We start from the raw sequence: 16,619 nt of genomic DNA on the forward strand, positions 1-16,619 counted from the left end.
GAGCATAGTAAATAATCATTATGTTATAAGTTAAACATAATGATTATTTATTCAAATCTTAGTTTTGCGACAGCCCCATACCCCACAAATTAATAGTCAATTTTTACTGGTAAAAGGATTTATGGAATTTGTAATTTTATCGTGAAGATTTTTGTACTGTTAGCTCGGAAGTCGAGAAACTTCACCGATTGTTAGATACAAGTGACGCTTATCGGCTTAACACTTGCACTAGAAAGAAATTATTTCTTTAGATCAGCAATATTTATGTTTTCTAAAGCATTTGTAATTTTATCGAATAAATCAAAGTAATCGAAAGAGTTAGGTTCTCCATCGTTATACATTTCAGTTAAAAATGAATATAAAATTTCTTTTAGCTTTGAATACTTCTCATCATTTATTACTCTGCATATCATCAAATATTCAAATATCCAAGGGCCTCCATAAACTTGATTTATTTCTTCTCCAGATAATATTGGTTCAATTAGATTTTGATATAAAAGTTCTAAACTTCCATAATTATTGATAACCATCTTATAATTATCTAATATTTCAGATATACTTCTCTTGAGGCTTAGGTTGTAAGAGTCTTCATAAAAATGTTCTCCCTCATATCGTCGCCCTGGAAATTGTTTAAAATAAGTTGAAGCATTTAAATAATCTTTACTATTACTCCCTTGGTAAAACTTATTAAACCATTTATGAACTATCTTGAACCTCAAACTTATTGTATAATATAGTTCATGAGCAATAACATCTTCTCGCTCTTCTGAAACAGTTTTCAAAAACCTAAAAGTCATTTCTATTTTTTTCTCTTTATCTTTTAAAGATAGTTTACATTGTGTCTTTGGATGATTAAACTTTTCAAAAGTCTCATCATTTTTCAAACTGCTAATTAATTCACTTTCAAGAATTTTTTTGAATGTCACGCTTTTATTTTTCATCATTGAATTTAATTTCTATTTGCTTTAAATATTGTATTTCCTAATACCCAAAAAACATATACAAATACCACACTAGTTTAAAACTAATGCTCATTGACTATTGGCTTATATCACGTTATGGATTGTTATGAAACGAAATTTAATACATTAATCAGATGTCTTTAATTTAGCGGTTCTTCGATTAAATCATATTTTTCGCGATTGTCAAAAGTAAATTATTATGAAAACCTTATTATTAACCATCATCCTCTTTACTTCCTTCAGTACATTGGCTCAAGAGCCCATGAAAATTTTTGAATCAAAAATACTCCGTGGTGATAAGCTTTACCTTGATCATATTTATTTGTATGAAGAAGAACAAAAATATGAACGCAATGAGCATGGAGGGTATTTTGAAGGTTGTGAAGACTTTTATATTATTACTGAAAAAGGAGCTTATACTTATAACCCTCTTTTGAAAATCTATGAATTTCATTGTGATTATTCGGTGATTACAAAGTGGACTAAGGGAGAGGGAAATGAATATCATGAAGGTGATAGCATGACGTTTGAAAGTAGAAATAAAAAGAAGTATGATTCTGATATGTCTGGGTATGTTGAGGTGGAACATCATACTTTGCATGACATGAAAAAAGAGTTGAGTTTAGACATAAAGGCAAAGGATCATTAGAACAATAGTTTTCACTTTTTAGGATCGAAAACAAAACCCTTACAATTCTCACTTTGAAGAGTTGTAAGGGTTTACTTTTATATTCAAGGTCAATGATTTTTAAAAGTAAATCTAAACAGTCTCATTCCTTAATGACTAAAACAGATAAACAACTACCTGCTTAATCATTCAAAATAAGGAAGTTGTTCGACTAAGTTTTGATTTTCTTATCATTTTTTAATTGCAATGCATAATATATAATTGAAAATGAATACATTTGCAATTACATACAAACACCGTTAATCTTTACTTAAACAAACTCTATGAAAAACTTTGTAAAAGAACTAATTAAACAAGAGCCTGTTGCTATTATTGCTGTTATCATTGCCTTTTGTTCATCAGATTTTTTAATGCAAAAATTCAGTCACCCAAAAAATGAAATGTCAGTTGCAAAAGAGATTAGGATCACAAAACAATTTGATTTTATGACAAAAGAGACTAATTGGGAGATCTTAATCCCAATCACATTTTATAACTTTGACCCTGAAATGTATCGTGTAGATGAAGTACAGCTTATCATTAATAATTTAAATCAAAATAAAGCGGATACTCTGTCGATGTTAGGCTTTTGGAAAATTGTTGATGGCGGTTTTAATGGTAATAAATATGAGAAACCTAATATTGATGACAGTACGAAAACAGATTTTGGAGAAAATATTACGTCTCGATACTCTATTTACCTACCTTGGGAAAGTGCCTCAAAAATCCCTGTAGAAGCTAGTAGCAGTGTATCCAAAAATATTAATTTTAGAACAAAAAAAACGGATATTTTTCATGAAGGAGATGAGCTAGAATTAACAGTCAAAGGAAGTTTTACTTATGCTAAAAATGATATATTAGAATACACTTCAAAGGTCAAAATCGCCAATAAGTTTATCGGGTCACACACACCTTATAAAGTAAATTTTCAGCAACAAGAATAACCGACAACAAGTACTCTGTTAACTAAGTTTTCGACTATGTATGGTATTTAGAAATCAGGAGATTTCTGATGATCTGAAGGACACGAATGATGCTACCGCTTAACATTCGCGCCTGTGAGCTTCCTACCACTTTAGTTTGGTAGTACTCCCTCGGCATTGAAGGGAAAAGCGTGAAGAATTCCATGTATTGAGCCGTTAAAAATGATTTTCTTGTTTGAGCTTTAGCGAGTTTAAAATCATTTAGGCGAGAGAAATGGAATTTAGCTTTTGACTTCTAAGCCTAGATTTTTTGCTTAGTTTTTCATTAATGGAAAAATGAAGAAGGAGGAAGCTTGAAAGTAGATCCTATAAATGCTTACAGAAATGCAGATTGAAAGTTGATGATAATTTAGTTTACAATGTAATAAGCTTTCTCTACATAAACAGGTTCTCTTATAAATTCTTCCTCAACCTAAAAACAATCACTGGAGGGATTTTTGAAAAAATGTCTCCTCTATTGAAAACCGGCTCTTCAATCGCATCGATGGCAAAACCATATTTTGATGCTAATTTTGAGTATTCACTAATGGGCCTATGAAAATAAAACTGTTCTTGAGGTTGTTCCGCTAAAGCAATGCCTTTTGAAGTACTACTTTGAATATAGTTTTTCACCAATACAGCATCTTCTTTAAAGTCAACATATTCTGAATTGAAAGCAGGATGTTGAATTGAAAAGACAAAGGTTCCTTTTTCGGAAAGCGTTTTGGATAAAAACTGAAATAAAGGTGCTAAATCGGGCATATCCATAAATACCATATTAGAGACGGCGGCGTCAAATGAGGAACCTAAGGCATTTAGTTCTTCTTCTATGGTCGCGTCTACGACAGCATATTGAATAGCTCCTCCATACGATTTTGCTCTTTTTATATTTTCTTCGGAAAAATCAAAAGCAGTGACCTTGATTTCCTTGCCTTCCATTCTCCTGGCAAAAATTCCATTTCCACAACCAATATCGAGTAGGTGATCTTGAGGTTTTAGGTTTAGTAATTCTTCGGTAATAGGTGCAATTAAGTTCAAATGCCAATCATTTCCTTTTTCACCCATACTCTCATCCCATACTTTGGCGTTGGCTTCCCAAATTGCTTTATTTTTTTGATTGATTTCTTTCTGGTTCATTCTTTATTCATTGTAATTTACTTTAGGAATTGGCCCACCGAATACTTCTATATTAAAAGGAGGTACCACCTCTAATAGATTAAAAGTGCCTTTCTTTTGTAACAATTCCAAACGGTAAAAATCTCTTAATCTTGATAATAGCTTTCCTCCGATATTCAAACCTCTCATCATGCCGTTACTTTGAATCTTCGTCCCCCAAAATGTAGAAGGACTATTTTGGTCAAGCTCGATCTCCACAATAGGCGATTGTTTTACCGCTCCATTCTTTAACAATACCTTTCCATATTCCTTACGATTGTTGGCCAACTTCATCAATAAAGCATACCACATACCATTAATAATTTCAGTCAATGCCTCCCAATGTTTTTCTTTATATTGATCAAATGGAAGGTCTCTCATTTCCCAATCTTTCATGATCCAGGCCGATCGCCAAAACATTCTCATATCGTCTTTTCGATCTCCCACTTGTTTTGCCCCTAACCCTGAAGTTTGGTCCAAAATCAACAATTGCTTATCCAAAATCTCATCTCCTTTGGTAGGGTCAAATTTGATGCATTGAAAAAGGTGTTCTGCCGTTCTGAAATGTGGAAATTGTGGAACTTTAATTGGAAAACCTTCTGATGTGTTTGAAAGTAAATCAAAGTCTTTACTCACAATATGCAAACGTGTACTATTTTTTCTCACAAAAGCATTAATGCCTTCATGACGTACCTTTCCTGCTTTTACTTGATCAAAAAGCACATGGAGATGGTAAGGAAATACTTCTTTTTGATCTAATAAAAAGTCTTTGATATGATAAGTGCTTTGATAGCACATTTCTTTTACTTCGTTGACGGAAAGGTAATGCATGTTTGGTATTGAGTAAATAAATTAAACTTTCACTTCTAAAAGTGACTGATAAGGGTCTCCTTCTAATCCTAATAGTTTTGCAAAGGCAGGTTCTGTTTTCAATCCTCCTGCTTTTAAAGCAATAATTTTTTGACGAAAATCCTCTCCATATTTTTCAAGAAGCTGATATTCTATCATCATGTGACGAAAAGCGTTTTGCTGCTCAGTGGGCTTATTTTGACCAAAAACTTCAACTTCAAAAGCATCGATCATAAAACTACAAACCACTGCCCCCACGCCTTCTTGGTGTGATACAGAAAGCTGAAACTGTTCTTCCTCCTGAAACGACTCCAATAAAAAAGCCTCAAATGACTCCAAAGATTCACACTGACAAATGACATCCAAATCACTTTCTGGTAAATCAATACGGATAGGTATTGTACCTGTTAAAAGAGGAACATAAGCTGCTAAACGCTCAAAAATTTGATGCTTTTTTAAAGCTTTATAAGCTTCTTCCTGTCTTTTGTTCCCCTCTTTAAGGTATTCAATATTCTTGAAATCGATCATAAATTAATGCTTAAACTAAAACTTCACACGGTTGTTGAACCAAGATAAGATCATTGATCGCATCCCACAATTCTATTCGTTTTTGTAAAGCTTCTTTTGCAGTATTTAAAGTTTCCTCCCACTTCTTCTGATCATCACCGCATAATTCAGAGATCATCTTCAATGACAATGGTCCATGTTCGTCACCATCCAATTCAATATGTCTTTTTAAATAATACACCACTTTATTGTACTGCTCTTGTTCAGCTGCATTATTCAAAATTTCTAAAAACATATCTGGAATCACATCTTCTCTACCGAAAGTAAATGCAGAAGCTACCAAATGTGTCTTGTGTGTATCAATGACCGAAAAAGTATAACGTACAAATGCCGCTACTCTTTTGTCTACGGTAGTTCTTTCCAAAGCCACATCTACAGATTTTCCTTCTTGAAGGTAAGCGATCAATTGATGCATTTTTGTAGCATCAGCACCCACTTGTGCCATTGCATCCAAATACATTTCATAATGGCTCTTTGGTTCGCCCAGTTCATTAATATCACTCTCTTCTCCGCATACAATTTCATTGATAAACCTTGCAATTGTAGGGTCTGCACTTGGCGTCCAAGGAGATTCAACGTTGGTAAGTTGTTGCTGTAAAGTCTTCAATAAAGACATAAAATCCCAAACGGCAAACACATGGTTTTCCATAAAGATTTTGATATCACTTACTTTTCTCAAGTTTTGATATAGAGCGTGGTTAGAAAGCTGATCTCTTAGTGTTTTGATTTCGGCTTCAATGTATTCAATGGTATACATCTTATGTTTGTCTGTTATGATTTATAGATAATAACTCTTTGCTGATTTGACACAAATTTAGTAGATGTACTACTATAAACCACAATGGTCTCTTTAAAAATGTAAAAGACGGAAACAGAATAGCACTACAATAAGTGAACACTGCTACTATTCTGTATCCAAAACTACATTCTCACCAATGAGAATATTGAAACTTTCTTCACTTCAAAAAACACATAAAGCTGGCTCTTTTTGCATCTATTTCTTTATCAATTTGTAAACATTTTTTGTTTTCGTTTCGAGATTGAAAACTGAAATAAAATAAATCCCTGTTTGGTAGGCCGCTGTTTTAATCATCATTTCCTCCGTGCTTCGCTTTGTAATTTCTTCTATTTTTTGACCTGATGAATTATAGACAGTAATAATAGCTTTTGTATCAGTGGCCGTTTGTCCCAAATACAACTGATCTTCAAAAGGATTGGGGAAGAAATTATATTTTTTTGAGGTTAAAAAATCAGGAATAGCGGTTACATTACAGCTTCCACAGTCTCCACCACAATCAATACTTATCTCATCTCCATTTTGAATCCCATCATTACAAGACCACCCCGTTCTAATACGATTACTTTCTTCTTGTAATGCCTCCATGCGCTGCTGTTGTTCCGCAGTTAAGGTTCCATCCAATAGGTTTTTGGTTTCATACGGATCATTGATCAAATCAAAGAGTTCTTTTGTATTGTTATTGTCGAGGTATTGAATCAATTTATATTGCTCATCACGAAGTGTATATGCATCATCTGGAAAACCATCCTTTGCCCCTAGTTCCATATAATTAAACATTCTAGTAGGTCCGTCTTCGCCAGAAAGAAGGTGTTTGAAACTTAAACTGTTGTATAAACCTCCTTTTTCACCAATCGATTCATCAGAGAAATGTGCCATTGTCGCAAATAAATCGCAGACATTAATTTTAGCATCAATTGTTTCATTTTTTAAGGCTACTCCCTTCCCTGAAATAATCATAGGTACATGTACACCTCCTTCATATAAAGTGCCTTTTCCTTGCGAATATCCTTGTACGAAATTAGGAGGTGTTCCATTGTCTCCTACAAAAATGATCAATGTATTTTCCAAAACATTTTCAGGGATATTCTCCAAAAGTCTCCCTATTTCATAATCCAAGTTTTCGATCATGGCCAAATATTTTTTCATTGTGGCCGAACCCGAATGATTATTAGAATAAGTACCTTCTGGTGGATATTGATAAGGAGAATGAGGACTTACGTGTGCCAACCACATCAACCATGGTTTGTCTTGCTTATTGATCCAATTGATCGCATAATTTGTAAAATAAGTCGTAGCATATTCTGTACACGTTTCCTGTTGTTGGTTTTCGACCTTACTCCAACTATAGTAATCTGCAACACCTGACTTCAACACCCCCATATATTCGTCCACGCCATGCTCATTGGGATGGTCATAATCATTGTTTTTCCCTAAGTGCCATTTTCCAACAAGACAAGTCGTATACTCGTTATTCGTTTGTTGTTTTAATTGAGTAAAAATTGTGGTATGATCCGTACTTAATTCTCCCGGTACACTAGGTACACCATTATTGACGCCGTACTTTCCTGTCATAATAGTAGCTCTTGTTGCTGCACAAACAGGAGTAGCCCATACGTTGGAGAAGAGTACGCCTGATTTTCTGAGTGCGTCTAGGTTTGGTGTAGAAGGCAAATTGTTTCCGATCCCATAACCCGGCGTAACATCCGCTCCCATATCATCGGCAATAATCAAGAGTATGTTGGGGTGATCTTGTGCTTGGTTTGTTCCAAAAATTGATAATAAAAGTAGTACAAGCAGTAGTTGTTTCATAGTCATTTCAGTCAAAAAATTAATAAGTAATGAAGATATTGTACACTAAAATATTCATTAAATTCTGAACAGAATTTCTTGGAAAATAAATGCCATTCAATCAAAAAAATAGGATTGATTTTAATAGGATTACCAACAGTTTCCTCTAAATCATCAAAAAATCAATAAGCATCTTTAGTCTACAATACTTTTAGAAATAAAAGATAGTTGTAAATACTGATAAATCAATTAAAAAAATAGTGACAAAATAATAAAGGCTTTCCATTTGGATGAAAAGCCCTCATTTATATACATTATTATAACTCTTAAATGGGTAATTCCTTAAACTCACCAAAGCTCAAACAATAATTCATTCATCTTATGTTTTAAACAAAAAAGGCCACCAACTTTCGTCAGCGACCTTCAAATCGTTAAGGGTAATATTTATTTTTTCTGAAACGTTTGTTTCATTGCTTCATATTCTTTGTCCATAGAAGGTTTACAGAACTGTGTTCCTTCAAAGATTTTGTCAGACTTTTCTTGACGATTTGCTAATTGCTCATCCAAGTGTTCTTTTTTCAATTCTCTTTGCTTTCCGTCAACTCCAAATACGGTCAATGTCAATTCTTTTTGATCCCTTGTTACTTTCACTTTCTCATCTGCTTTCACTTCAATGTTGATAGGCTGAAATAATGAATGTTCAAAACTGAATTTCACATCTTTTCCTTTCATTGTGTAAGTATAAACTTCCACATCATTTTGACGTTCGAATTGTCCAACAAGCGTACCTCCCATTAATTTTTCTTTATAAGAAACATTGTTCAATTTAGAAGGAATTCTTGGTGCTAGTACAATTGTATTTTCAATCGCATTTGGTCTTAAACCTAAGAAGTATTGATACCAAACTCTCAATTGTTCACCGTTTGACCATGCCTGCATGTAAGTACCTGTTAATTTAGGGTAAGTCTCACCTGGATGAGGAAAAGCATCCGCATTTTCATTCATACTACCTACAGCCCCCATATCTAATGATTGCTCATTCATATTTTCAAACAGTTGGAAGGCAATATCAGGCTGACCACTTTCAATCATACGCTGCATAGCATAACCATTGTTCCACTGCCAAATTGTACCATTATGATAAGCGGCATCTTTATGATAATGCTCCCACGCTAGGTGATAAGGGTGGAAATTAGGATCTTCTTGACTTAATGATGCAACACCCCAAGGGTATACTAAATGCTCCCAAATTTCACGAGTCAATTCCATTTTCTTTACATCATCTGTCATGAAATCCATGGCAAATAATTGGTTAGGACGGAATTGGAAGTCTGGCTGATCATCATGATCAATACGGTCTGCCATATAGGCATGTGAATCGTTGAAGAAATCTTTATTGAAGTTAGCCTGAACTTTATCAGCCACCTTCTGCCAGCGTTTCATGTCACTAATGTGATTAGTTTCTTTTGCACAGTAAATGGCCGCATTCAATTGCTTGAACCATAAGGCTTGAATATCATTAGCATAACTACCTCTTGGTGAATAAGGAACATGATCTGGCTCTCTTCTCGCATCCATCCAAGTATCAGCATCCTCATGTGTTAAATAACCTTTCTTGTTCACCCAGTTTTTCAATGCTCCATCCACACTTCTTTTCACTGTAGGGTACATTTTCTTTATCAATGAATTATCACCTGAATATTGAATATAATCAAGTAATTCAAAGATAAAACGAGGTGTTCCATCTGTCGTGTGGTAGTTCAATGATTCCATTTTTACGATGTTTGGAATTCTACCGTAGTACTTTGAAGTCGATTTTTTGTCTTGTACATCTGCAAAAGAAAGAAGGATTTTCTTCGCTACCTCTGTCTCTCCTAAAACTAAAGTACCACCCGGCAATGAGATAAATGTATCTCTACCCCAATACTCATTGAACCAAGGAATACCCGCATAGATACCATATCCTCTTTGGTGAGTTACCATTTCGTCCATCGTTAATGTCAACCACATTAATGCTTTATCGAAATGAGGATCTTCTGTTTTAATTGCAGTATTTTCTGTCACCAATTGCGTCATACGGTCCGTACGTTCTTGGAACCACTGACCATGTTCCGCTCTAGCTTGTTGGATTAAAGCTAAACCTTCTTCTTTTGTTTTCGCATAAGAAATATAAAAACCGCCCTTTCCAGAAGCAGTCACTTTTACATTACCTTCTGCATCAATTTTTTCGTTGTGCGAAGGGGCAACGACTACGAAATGATCTTCTGACTCTGAAGAAACAAAGTAAGATGCATTTTTATCTCTACTCTCTAATTTGATCTGATCGCCTGTTACTGTTAGGTTTGTTTCCTTTCCTTTTACATTATGAAAATCAACATATATTACGTCTTGATCATCAAAAAGGATCAAACGCTCAGTACCTTGGGTTGTCGCTCTTTGAATGTAATGAGGGTAAACTTCAACTGCTGCATTTGCACGATCAAATAGTTTTCCATCAATCGTAAGGTCATAATCCGTCAAAATTCTCTTTTGACCAATATTCCAACCATTAAACCAACTGTACAACTCACTATTTAAAACGTGTGTTTGAGTCTGAAAATAAGCACTTCTTTTATTAGTATACGTCACAACTCTGTTCTCCGCAGCAGCAACATCTACTTTCAATTCCTGTAACACTTCATCTTTCACAGCTTCTTTTGCTGTAAATTTGTGTTCATTATTTTCTTTAGCACACCCATAAAAAAGTGTCAAGGCAAGAAGTATAAATGTACTTTTTAAAATCCTCATTATTATTTAGTTAATCTTGTAAATCTTGTGATAAGAGTTTGACTCATTTTCACGCAATACTATCATTAATGTTTCTCTAAGTTAACAATTGTTCATAGGTCACAAAATGATTTCTATTTTATTAATAATTACTGTTTATGAGGTGTTATTGGAATTATTTCATGAAATCTTAGATAGATGAAATATGTAAAGCACTAATGAACAGCATTTTATAAAGTAATTCAATTAATACTTAAAATAAGTAAATTATAAATTTAAATCGGTTGAGATACTTTTTGTTAATAATTCCTGCTTAACATAAAATAAATGTACTTTCTACACACGATTCACCATCTTTATGTTCATATGTTTAAACTTAATGATTAACTGGAATGAATCAACTTAACTACAAACACTTTTGGGTAATTCTTTTAAGTATTATCACAATACAATTTAGCTATGGACAAGAGAAGATTTTTTTAAAAGGCTACACCGATTATATCAATGGTGACATTATGCCTTATAAATCTCCGCAAGAAGATGCTAATCAGGCCATGTTGGTAAGGTGTACGGAAGGAAAAAATGAAATGGAATGGGAAGCAGAAGCAGTACCTATCTCTTTTAATGGTGAATACGTTGAATATGGAGTCATCATGGGTGTCGATATTGATAGAGCACAGTATGAATTTGACTTTTACATCAACGACAAAAAATACTTTACATTTAAAGCTCCGGAGGAAAGTATTCTTCAAGACGTAAAAGCTGAAGGACCCAATGATTCTCAATTGACTTTTAAAGGCACAATGATCGATGCCTACAGTGATATGTTTGGTTATGGTTTCTTAAAAATTAAAGCAGAAGATTTACCAAAAGGCCGATCTATTAAAATGAAAGTAGTTGCTCCAAGTATTGGTAAATCGAGCTGGTTTATGCTATTCAAATATGGAGTAGACGGAAACGTTAGCTGGAAACAAGAACCTGCAGTGATCAAAACTGCAAAAGGTCCTCAACAACAATTAAGAACGACAATCTTACACTATGGTGAGCCTCAGCAAGCAATCATTACTGCAGGAAAATCGAAAGAAAAAGTAACGCTTAATGTCGGTGCAAATGTATTTAGAATCAATATTCCGAAGGTGGAAGAAACAACTTCTATCCCAGTAAGTGTTACTGTAGGAAAGAAAGTATTGGACGAGAAAACGTTAGAAGTTGAGCCGGTAAAACCCTATACTGTTTATTTATTACACCACTCACACGTTGATATTGGGTATACTCATACGCAAGACGATGTAGAAAAAGTACAATGGGAAAACTTGGATGACGCTGTAATGATGAGTAAAAAGACAGCTGATTTTCCTGAAGGTTCTCAATTCAAATGGAGTGTTGAAGTAATGTGGGCTGTTGAAAGCTACCTTAAAAATGCTTCTCCAGAGAAAAGAAAAGATTTTATGGATGCCGTTAAAAATGGTTCAATTGAATTGAATGGTCTTTATGGTAATATGCTTACAGGTTTATCGAATCCTCAAGAATTGGTTGAATCTACTTTTGATGCATTACAAGTAGCCAATGAAACTGGTGCTCCTTTAGAATCTGCCATGATCACTGACGTTCCTGGTTACACATGGGGCCTTGTTCCTGTATTGGCACATTCTGGCATTAAATATCTTTCAGCAGGTACAAATGTATTCCACAGAATTGGTGGTACAATTTCTACTTGGGGTGATCGTCCATTCTATTGGTCTTCTCCATCAGGTGAAGAGAAAGTAATGGTTTGGGTACATGAAAAAGGATACAGTCATTTCCATACAGGTTTAGGATTTACAGACTTGAAAGTATTATTGACTCCAAAATCCGTTTTTGATTACTTAAATGAGTTAAACGAAAGAACTTACCCTTACGATATTACAACTTTACGTTACACAGTGGGTTCTGACAACGGTCCTGTTGACCAAGGCATTTCTGAAACGGTAAAAGAGTGGAACGAAACGTATGAGACACCAAAAGTAATGTTGTCTACTACTACTGAATCATTCAAAGCATTTGAGGAAAAGTATGGTGATCAACTTCCTGTAGTGAAAGGTGATTTCACTCCATATTGGGAAGATGGCGCAGGATCTACTTCTGCCGAAACTGCTTTAGTAAGAAACGCTTCTGAGAAACTTTCTCAAGCCATGACGATTATGTCATTAAATGGTGCTGATATTCCAAACGAAACTTTCGAACAAGCATGGAGATACGTTTTATTATACAACGAACATACTTGGGGTGCTTACAATTCAATCTCAGAACCTGAAGCAGATTTCGTACACTCTCAATGGGCTGTAAAACAATCTTTCGCTATCAAAGCGGATTCAATTGCTGATGAATTATTAGAAAGAGCATTGGCTATTGGTGAAAAAACAAAAGGTATTTTATTGACCAATACATTGAACTGGGACCGTTCGGAATTAGTAAAATTAAGTGCTGAAAAAACTTCAAATGGTGATTACATCGTAGATCAAGATGGAAAATACTACCCTACTCAGCGTTTGAGTACTGGTGAATTGGCCGTTTATGTAGATCACTTACCAGCTTATGGTCAGTTGGAATTATTCTCAACTGCTGAAATGAAATGCAGTAAAGAATGTAAGAAATGCAAGGACTGCAAAAACTGTAAGAAGTGTAAAGGTCAGAAAGCATTGAAAGTGGCTGATAATACAATTGAGAACGATTTCATCAAATTAGAAATCAATACTGAAAATGGTAGTGTCGCTTCACTTTATGATAAAGTAAGAAAGAAAGAACTTTCTGATAAAACAGACCTTAAAGGTTTGAATGATTACTATTATGTAGCGGGTAGAAATCCAAAAGCACCTTTGACTACAGCTGATGATATTCAGATCAAATGGTTAGAAAAAGGTAATTTGATTAGTGTAATTGAAGTAAGTTCTTCTGCTCCTGGTACTGAAGAGTGGAAGCGTACTTTTGAAGTAAATGCTTACTCTGAAGTGGTTGAGATTGATAACCAAATCAACAAATCGAATGTTTACGATCCGGAAGGTGTTCATATTGCTTTCCCATTCAATGTAAAAAATGGTACAGTAAGAATTGACGCCCCATTTGGTGAGTACATTCCAGAAAAAGAGCAATTGCAAGGTTCGTGTAAAAACTACTTTACAGTTCAACGTTATGCTGATGTTTCTAACCTTGACCATGGTGTAACTTGGGTAACTCCAGATGCTCCTATGATCGAATTAGGTGAAATCACAACAGATGCATTATCGTATGGTTGGGTACAAGAAGTAAAACCTACACAAACAATTTACGCTTACTTGATGAACAACTATTGGGAAACCAACTATAAAGCTTCTCAAGAAGGATGGCATTCATTCCGTTTTATGTTAAGACCTCACGGTGCTTATGTTTCTACTGATGCTAAAAAATTCAGTATGGCAGTGGCTCAACCGATCTTAATTTCTGAAAACACAAATGAGAATTACACTGCATTTATCCAACCTACAGCTTCTGATTTAATTATCACTGCTTCTAGACCAATGGATAAAGAGCACGTTTTATTGACGGTATTAAATGCTAATGCTGGTGATTCGATTTTAGAGTGGACGTCTTCTGACAAAGTGGAAGAAGTGTATCTTTCAAATATCAATGGAGATAATATGGGTGCTTTCCAACAAGGTGAAAATATTCCTGGCTGGGGTGTTAGATTCTTATTAGTGAAAGTTAACGCTGAAGCAGCTTCTAAGTAATTTAGAAGATTAAATATGAAAATCCTCTCTTATTTCCTTGACATTAAGGAATAAGAGAGGATTTTTTAATATATGGTTTTCTTAGGAGCCTTTGGATTTAAAAAACAAATTTCTAAGCAATTAAAGATTAAATTCACTTAAAAAGACTGCATGATCTGATTCAGGATATTTTGTATCAAATGCAAAAGGTAAGCTTTCATCATGTAATTGTTCATTGAATATTTTTGCATCTTTAAAATGTTGGAATAATGACTTTGAGACCAGCATATGATCCAAGAGATTTCCTTTTCCATGATGCAAATGTGAATATCTGATAGATTCTGCAATTGATCGACTACACGAAATTAGTTCTTTCGAAATCAAGTCTGGATTGTTTGTGTTCTCCATTTTACCTTGAATTGCTTCTACAGGAACTTGTCCAGGTTCAGCATTAAAATCTCCACATACCACAATTTTTGCCTCTGGTTCTTGTTCAAAGATATTATCTATCAAAATTCTTGTTTCTAAAGCCTGTCCCACTCTCTTAATTGAAGAAAGGAAATAACCTTCAGCCCACCCTGCTGCACTTTTCCATTGATAACCTGCAAGCTGACCTTTAATATTAGAAGCTAATCTAGACTTAAAATGAACATTTATAACATGCATTACATCATGATCTGAGATTTTAAGTTTGACATAAAAAATTGGTCTTTCCCAATTTACGTTTAGAATGTCATCAGACTCTGGAACTTGAGTAACTTTTTTGTACTTCAAATTATTTATGAATTCATTATTATACTGAGCAACCTCAAGAATTTCATACTTAGAAAGAATCACAAGATTTCTCTTATCTCTTGGAGTATTATCTTGAGTCATAGTACTTACTTTATGATATTCTTGATATTTTGTACCATCAAGAATAGCATCTAAGGCAGATAGAGTTCTATTTGGATTATCTGAAGAGTGTTCGGGTGTTTCTTGACCATGAACTTCTTGCAAACATACCACATCTGCATTCATTCTTTCGAATTGGTTTCTTAAAGCTGGTTTTCGTAGTTCTAAAGATGGATTTTTGTCATCTCCTGAGAAATCAAGGTTTTCAATGTTAAAAGTGGCAATTCTCATAATTGGAAAAGTTTAGTTAAGACTTTATTTAACTGGTCTAAAAATCAAACAACATTGAAATAAATCAACAGATTTTCTTTATCACATATAAAAATATGATAGGTTTGAAAGAGAAATAATTTCAAACGTACAAATGAAAAATAGTTGGCTTTAAAAAGTGTTGTTTTAATAAATATAGTAATAATTTCATAATGGATTATTAATCAACACAATAAGAAATCATTAACCGTTTGTTAATTACAAAAATGAGAAATACCTATACTCACTAAAACTAAATTTCAGCAAAAATATAAGTGTTAATTCTTCACCTTCAAATCATACCACATCATCATTTCCTTTTTTAGTTCTTCTTCTTTTAAGTTCATTTTCAGTAACTCCAAATAACTCATTTTTTTCACTACCAAAGCATATTGAACCATCAACCAATAATCATAATAAACTCTAGGTGCAACAGTTCCGTCTTCAAAAAATACGCCCCACTCATCGGGATCAACCATTCTGGCACTTTCTATCCTTTCCATATTTTTCAATAAAGAATGCTGTACTTCACCTTGTCTTGCAACATATTCTGCATAACCTTCCCATTTCCATTGAGGGTGTTTAGCCAATGGGTTAGATTCCATAATACCTAGTGCATTGAACTGAAGACAGTGCGTCAATTCATGCAATAAAAGCTGTTCAAAATTCCATTTATATCCATGTAATTCAATGGTATTTTCTTGAAAATTAATATTACCATTTACAGTTGCTATTGTGTTCATCCCCCAACCAAATGCATCGCCCCAAATCATTTTCATTAATGTTGGATAGGCTGTCCCATCACTAAGACATATTTCTAGTTTTAGTTGATCATTGTATAATTCACTTCCTCTAAAAACAGAGTCAACATTATGCAGTCTCTGATAAAAATATTGGTTCAAGTCATTTTCATGATAGATGATATAATTCCCCACTTGAGTTCTCTTCGCATAAAGAATTTGTGGAAATGACATCAAGAATAAGATGGATATAATGCTGACAAAACAGAGTAATAATGCTCTTATGACCCATTTTCTGATTTCAATTTTCATAGATAGTTGTTGTATTGGTTATCATTTAAAATAGTGAAAATGATCTCCTTTTCAAACTCTGAACCTTACATTCTTTTATTCATTTCATTATTCTGAATAAACTGTTTTGTACCAATTCAATATTGAAACATAACAACAAAAAAGGGATAATGCACCTTAATTTTGGTCTATAATAACAAGCAATTAA

General features: G+C 33.9%; 12 protein-coding genes. 3 read left to right on the plus strand and 9 right to left on the minus strand.

The annotated features are described in order from the left end of the window. Nucleotides 1-239 precede the first annotated feature (239 nt). Nucleotides 240-944, minus strand: coding sequence for a hypothetical protein (locus tag IC221_RS05570; RefSeq protein ID WP_188168020.1), 705 nt, complete (start codon nt 942-944; stop codon nt 240-242). Nucleotides 945-1,161: 217 nt separating this feature from the next. On the opposite strand from IC221_RS05570, the gene IC221_RS05575 reads away from it, so the two are divergent. Beyond that, the gene (locus IC221_RS05575) at nt 1,162-1,611 is read left to right on the plus strand and encodes a hypothetical protein (RefSeq protein WP_188168021.1); all 450 of its coding nucleotides are present in this window, start codon (nt 1,162-1,164) and stop codon (nt 1,609-1,611) included. Nucleotides 1,612-1,913: 302 nt separating this feature from the next. After that, complete coding sequence (locus IC221_RS05580) at nt 1,914-2,573, plus strand: hypothetical protein (RefSeq protein WP_188168022.1); 660 nt, start codon at nt 1,914-1,916, stop codon at nt 2,571-2,573. 432 nt (nt 2,574-3,005) lie between these two features. On the opposite strand, the gene IC221_RS05585 is transcribed toward IC221_RS05580, so the two are convergent. The 6 genes from IC221_RS05585 to IC221_RS05610 all read right to left on the minus strand — a co-directional run bounded on the left by IC221_RS05585 (nt 3,006) and on the right by IC221_RS05610 (nt 10,536). Next, nucleotides 3,006-3,728, minus strand: a complete 723-nt coding sequence (locus IC221_RS05585) for a class I SAM-dependent methyltransferase (RefSeq protein WP_188168023.1) — start codon at nt 3,726-3,728, stop codon at nt 3,006-3,008. A 3-nt stretch (nt 3,729-3,731) separates the two neighbouring features. After that, nucleotides 3,732-4,577 carry an NADAR family protein gene (locus tag IC221_RS05590; protein ID WP_188168024.1) on the minus strand — a complete coding sequence of 282 codons (846 nt, stop codon included), beginning with the start codon at nt 4,575-4,577 and terminating at the stop codon, nt 3,732-3,734. 21 nt (nt 4,578-4,598) lie between these two features. Further along, the gene (locus IC221_RS05595) at nt 4,599-5,123 is read right to left on the minus strand and encodes a DUF4269 domain-containing protein (RefSeq protein WP_188168025.1); all 525 of its coding nucleotides are present in this window, start codon (nt 5,121-5,123) and stop codon (nt 4,599-4,601) included. A 10-nt stretch (nt 5,124-5,133) separates the two neighbouring features. Further along, a complete protein-coding gene (locus tag IC221_RS05600) occupies nt 5,134-5,919 on the minus strand; it encodes a DUF3050 domain-containing protein (RefSeq protein WP_188168026.1) in 786 nt (261 codons plus the stop codon). 237 nt (nt 5,920-6,156) lie between these two features. Further along, the gene (locus IC221_RS05605) at nt 6,157-7,770 is read right to left on the minus strand and encodes a sulfatase-like hydrolase/transferase (RefSeq protein WP_188168027.1); all 1,614 of its coding nucleotides are present in this window, start codon (nt 7,768-7,770) and stop codon (nt 6,157-6,159) included. A gap of 423 nt (nt 7,771-8,193) precedes the next feature. Then, a complete protein-coding gene (locus tag IC221_RS05610; RefSeq protein ID WP_188168028.1) occupies nt 8,194-10,536 on the minus strand; it encodes an amylo-alpha-1,6-glucosidase in 2,343 nt (780 codons plus the stop codon). 371 nt (nt 10,537-10,907) lie between these two features. Between IC221_RS05610 and IC221_RS05615 the strand changes: the two genes are divergently transcribed. Further along, nucleotides 10,908-14,258, plus strand: coding sequence for a glycoside hydrolase family 38 C-terminal domain-containing protein (locus IC221_RS05615; protein ID WP_188168029.1), 3,351 nt, complete (start codon nt 10,908-10,910; stop codon nt 14,256-14,258). Nucleotides 14,259-14,378: 120 nt separating this feature from the next. On the opposite strand, the gene IC221_RS05620 is transcribed toward IC221_RS05615, so the two are convergent. Then, nucleotides 14,379-15,362, minus strand: coding sequence for an endonuclease/exonuclease/phosphatase family protein (locus tag IC221_RS05620; RefSeq protein WP_188168030.1), 984 nt, complete (start codon nt 15,360-15,362; stop codon nt 14,379-14,381). Between the two features lie 296 nt (nt 15,363-15,658). Next, nucleotides 15,659-16,432: a hypothetical protein gene (locus IC221_RS05625; RefSeq protein ID WP_188168031.1), complete on the minus strand. Its 774-nt coding sequence runs from the start codon at nt 16,430-16,432 to the stop codon at nt 15,659-15,661. Nucleotides 16,433-16,619 lie beyond the last annotated feature (187 nt).

This window comes from Flammeovirga sp. EKP202 (assembly GCF_014534745.1).
Lineage (GTDB): Bacteria > Bacteroidota > Bacteroidia > Cytophagales > Flammeovirgaceae > Flammeovirga.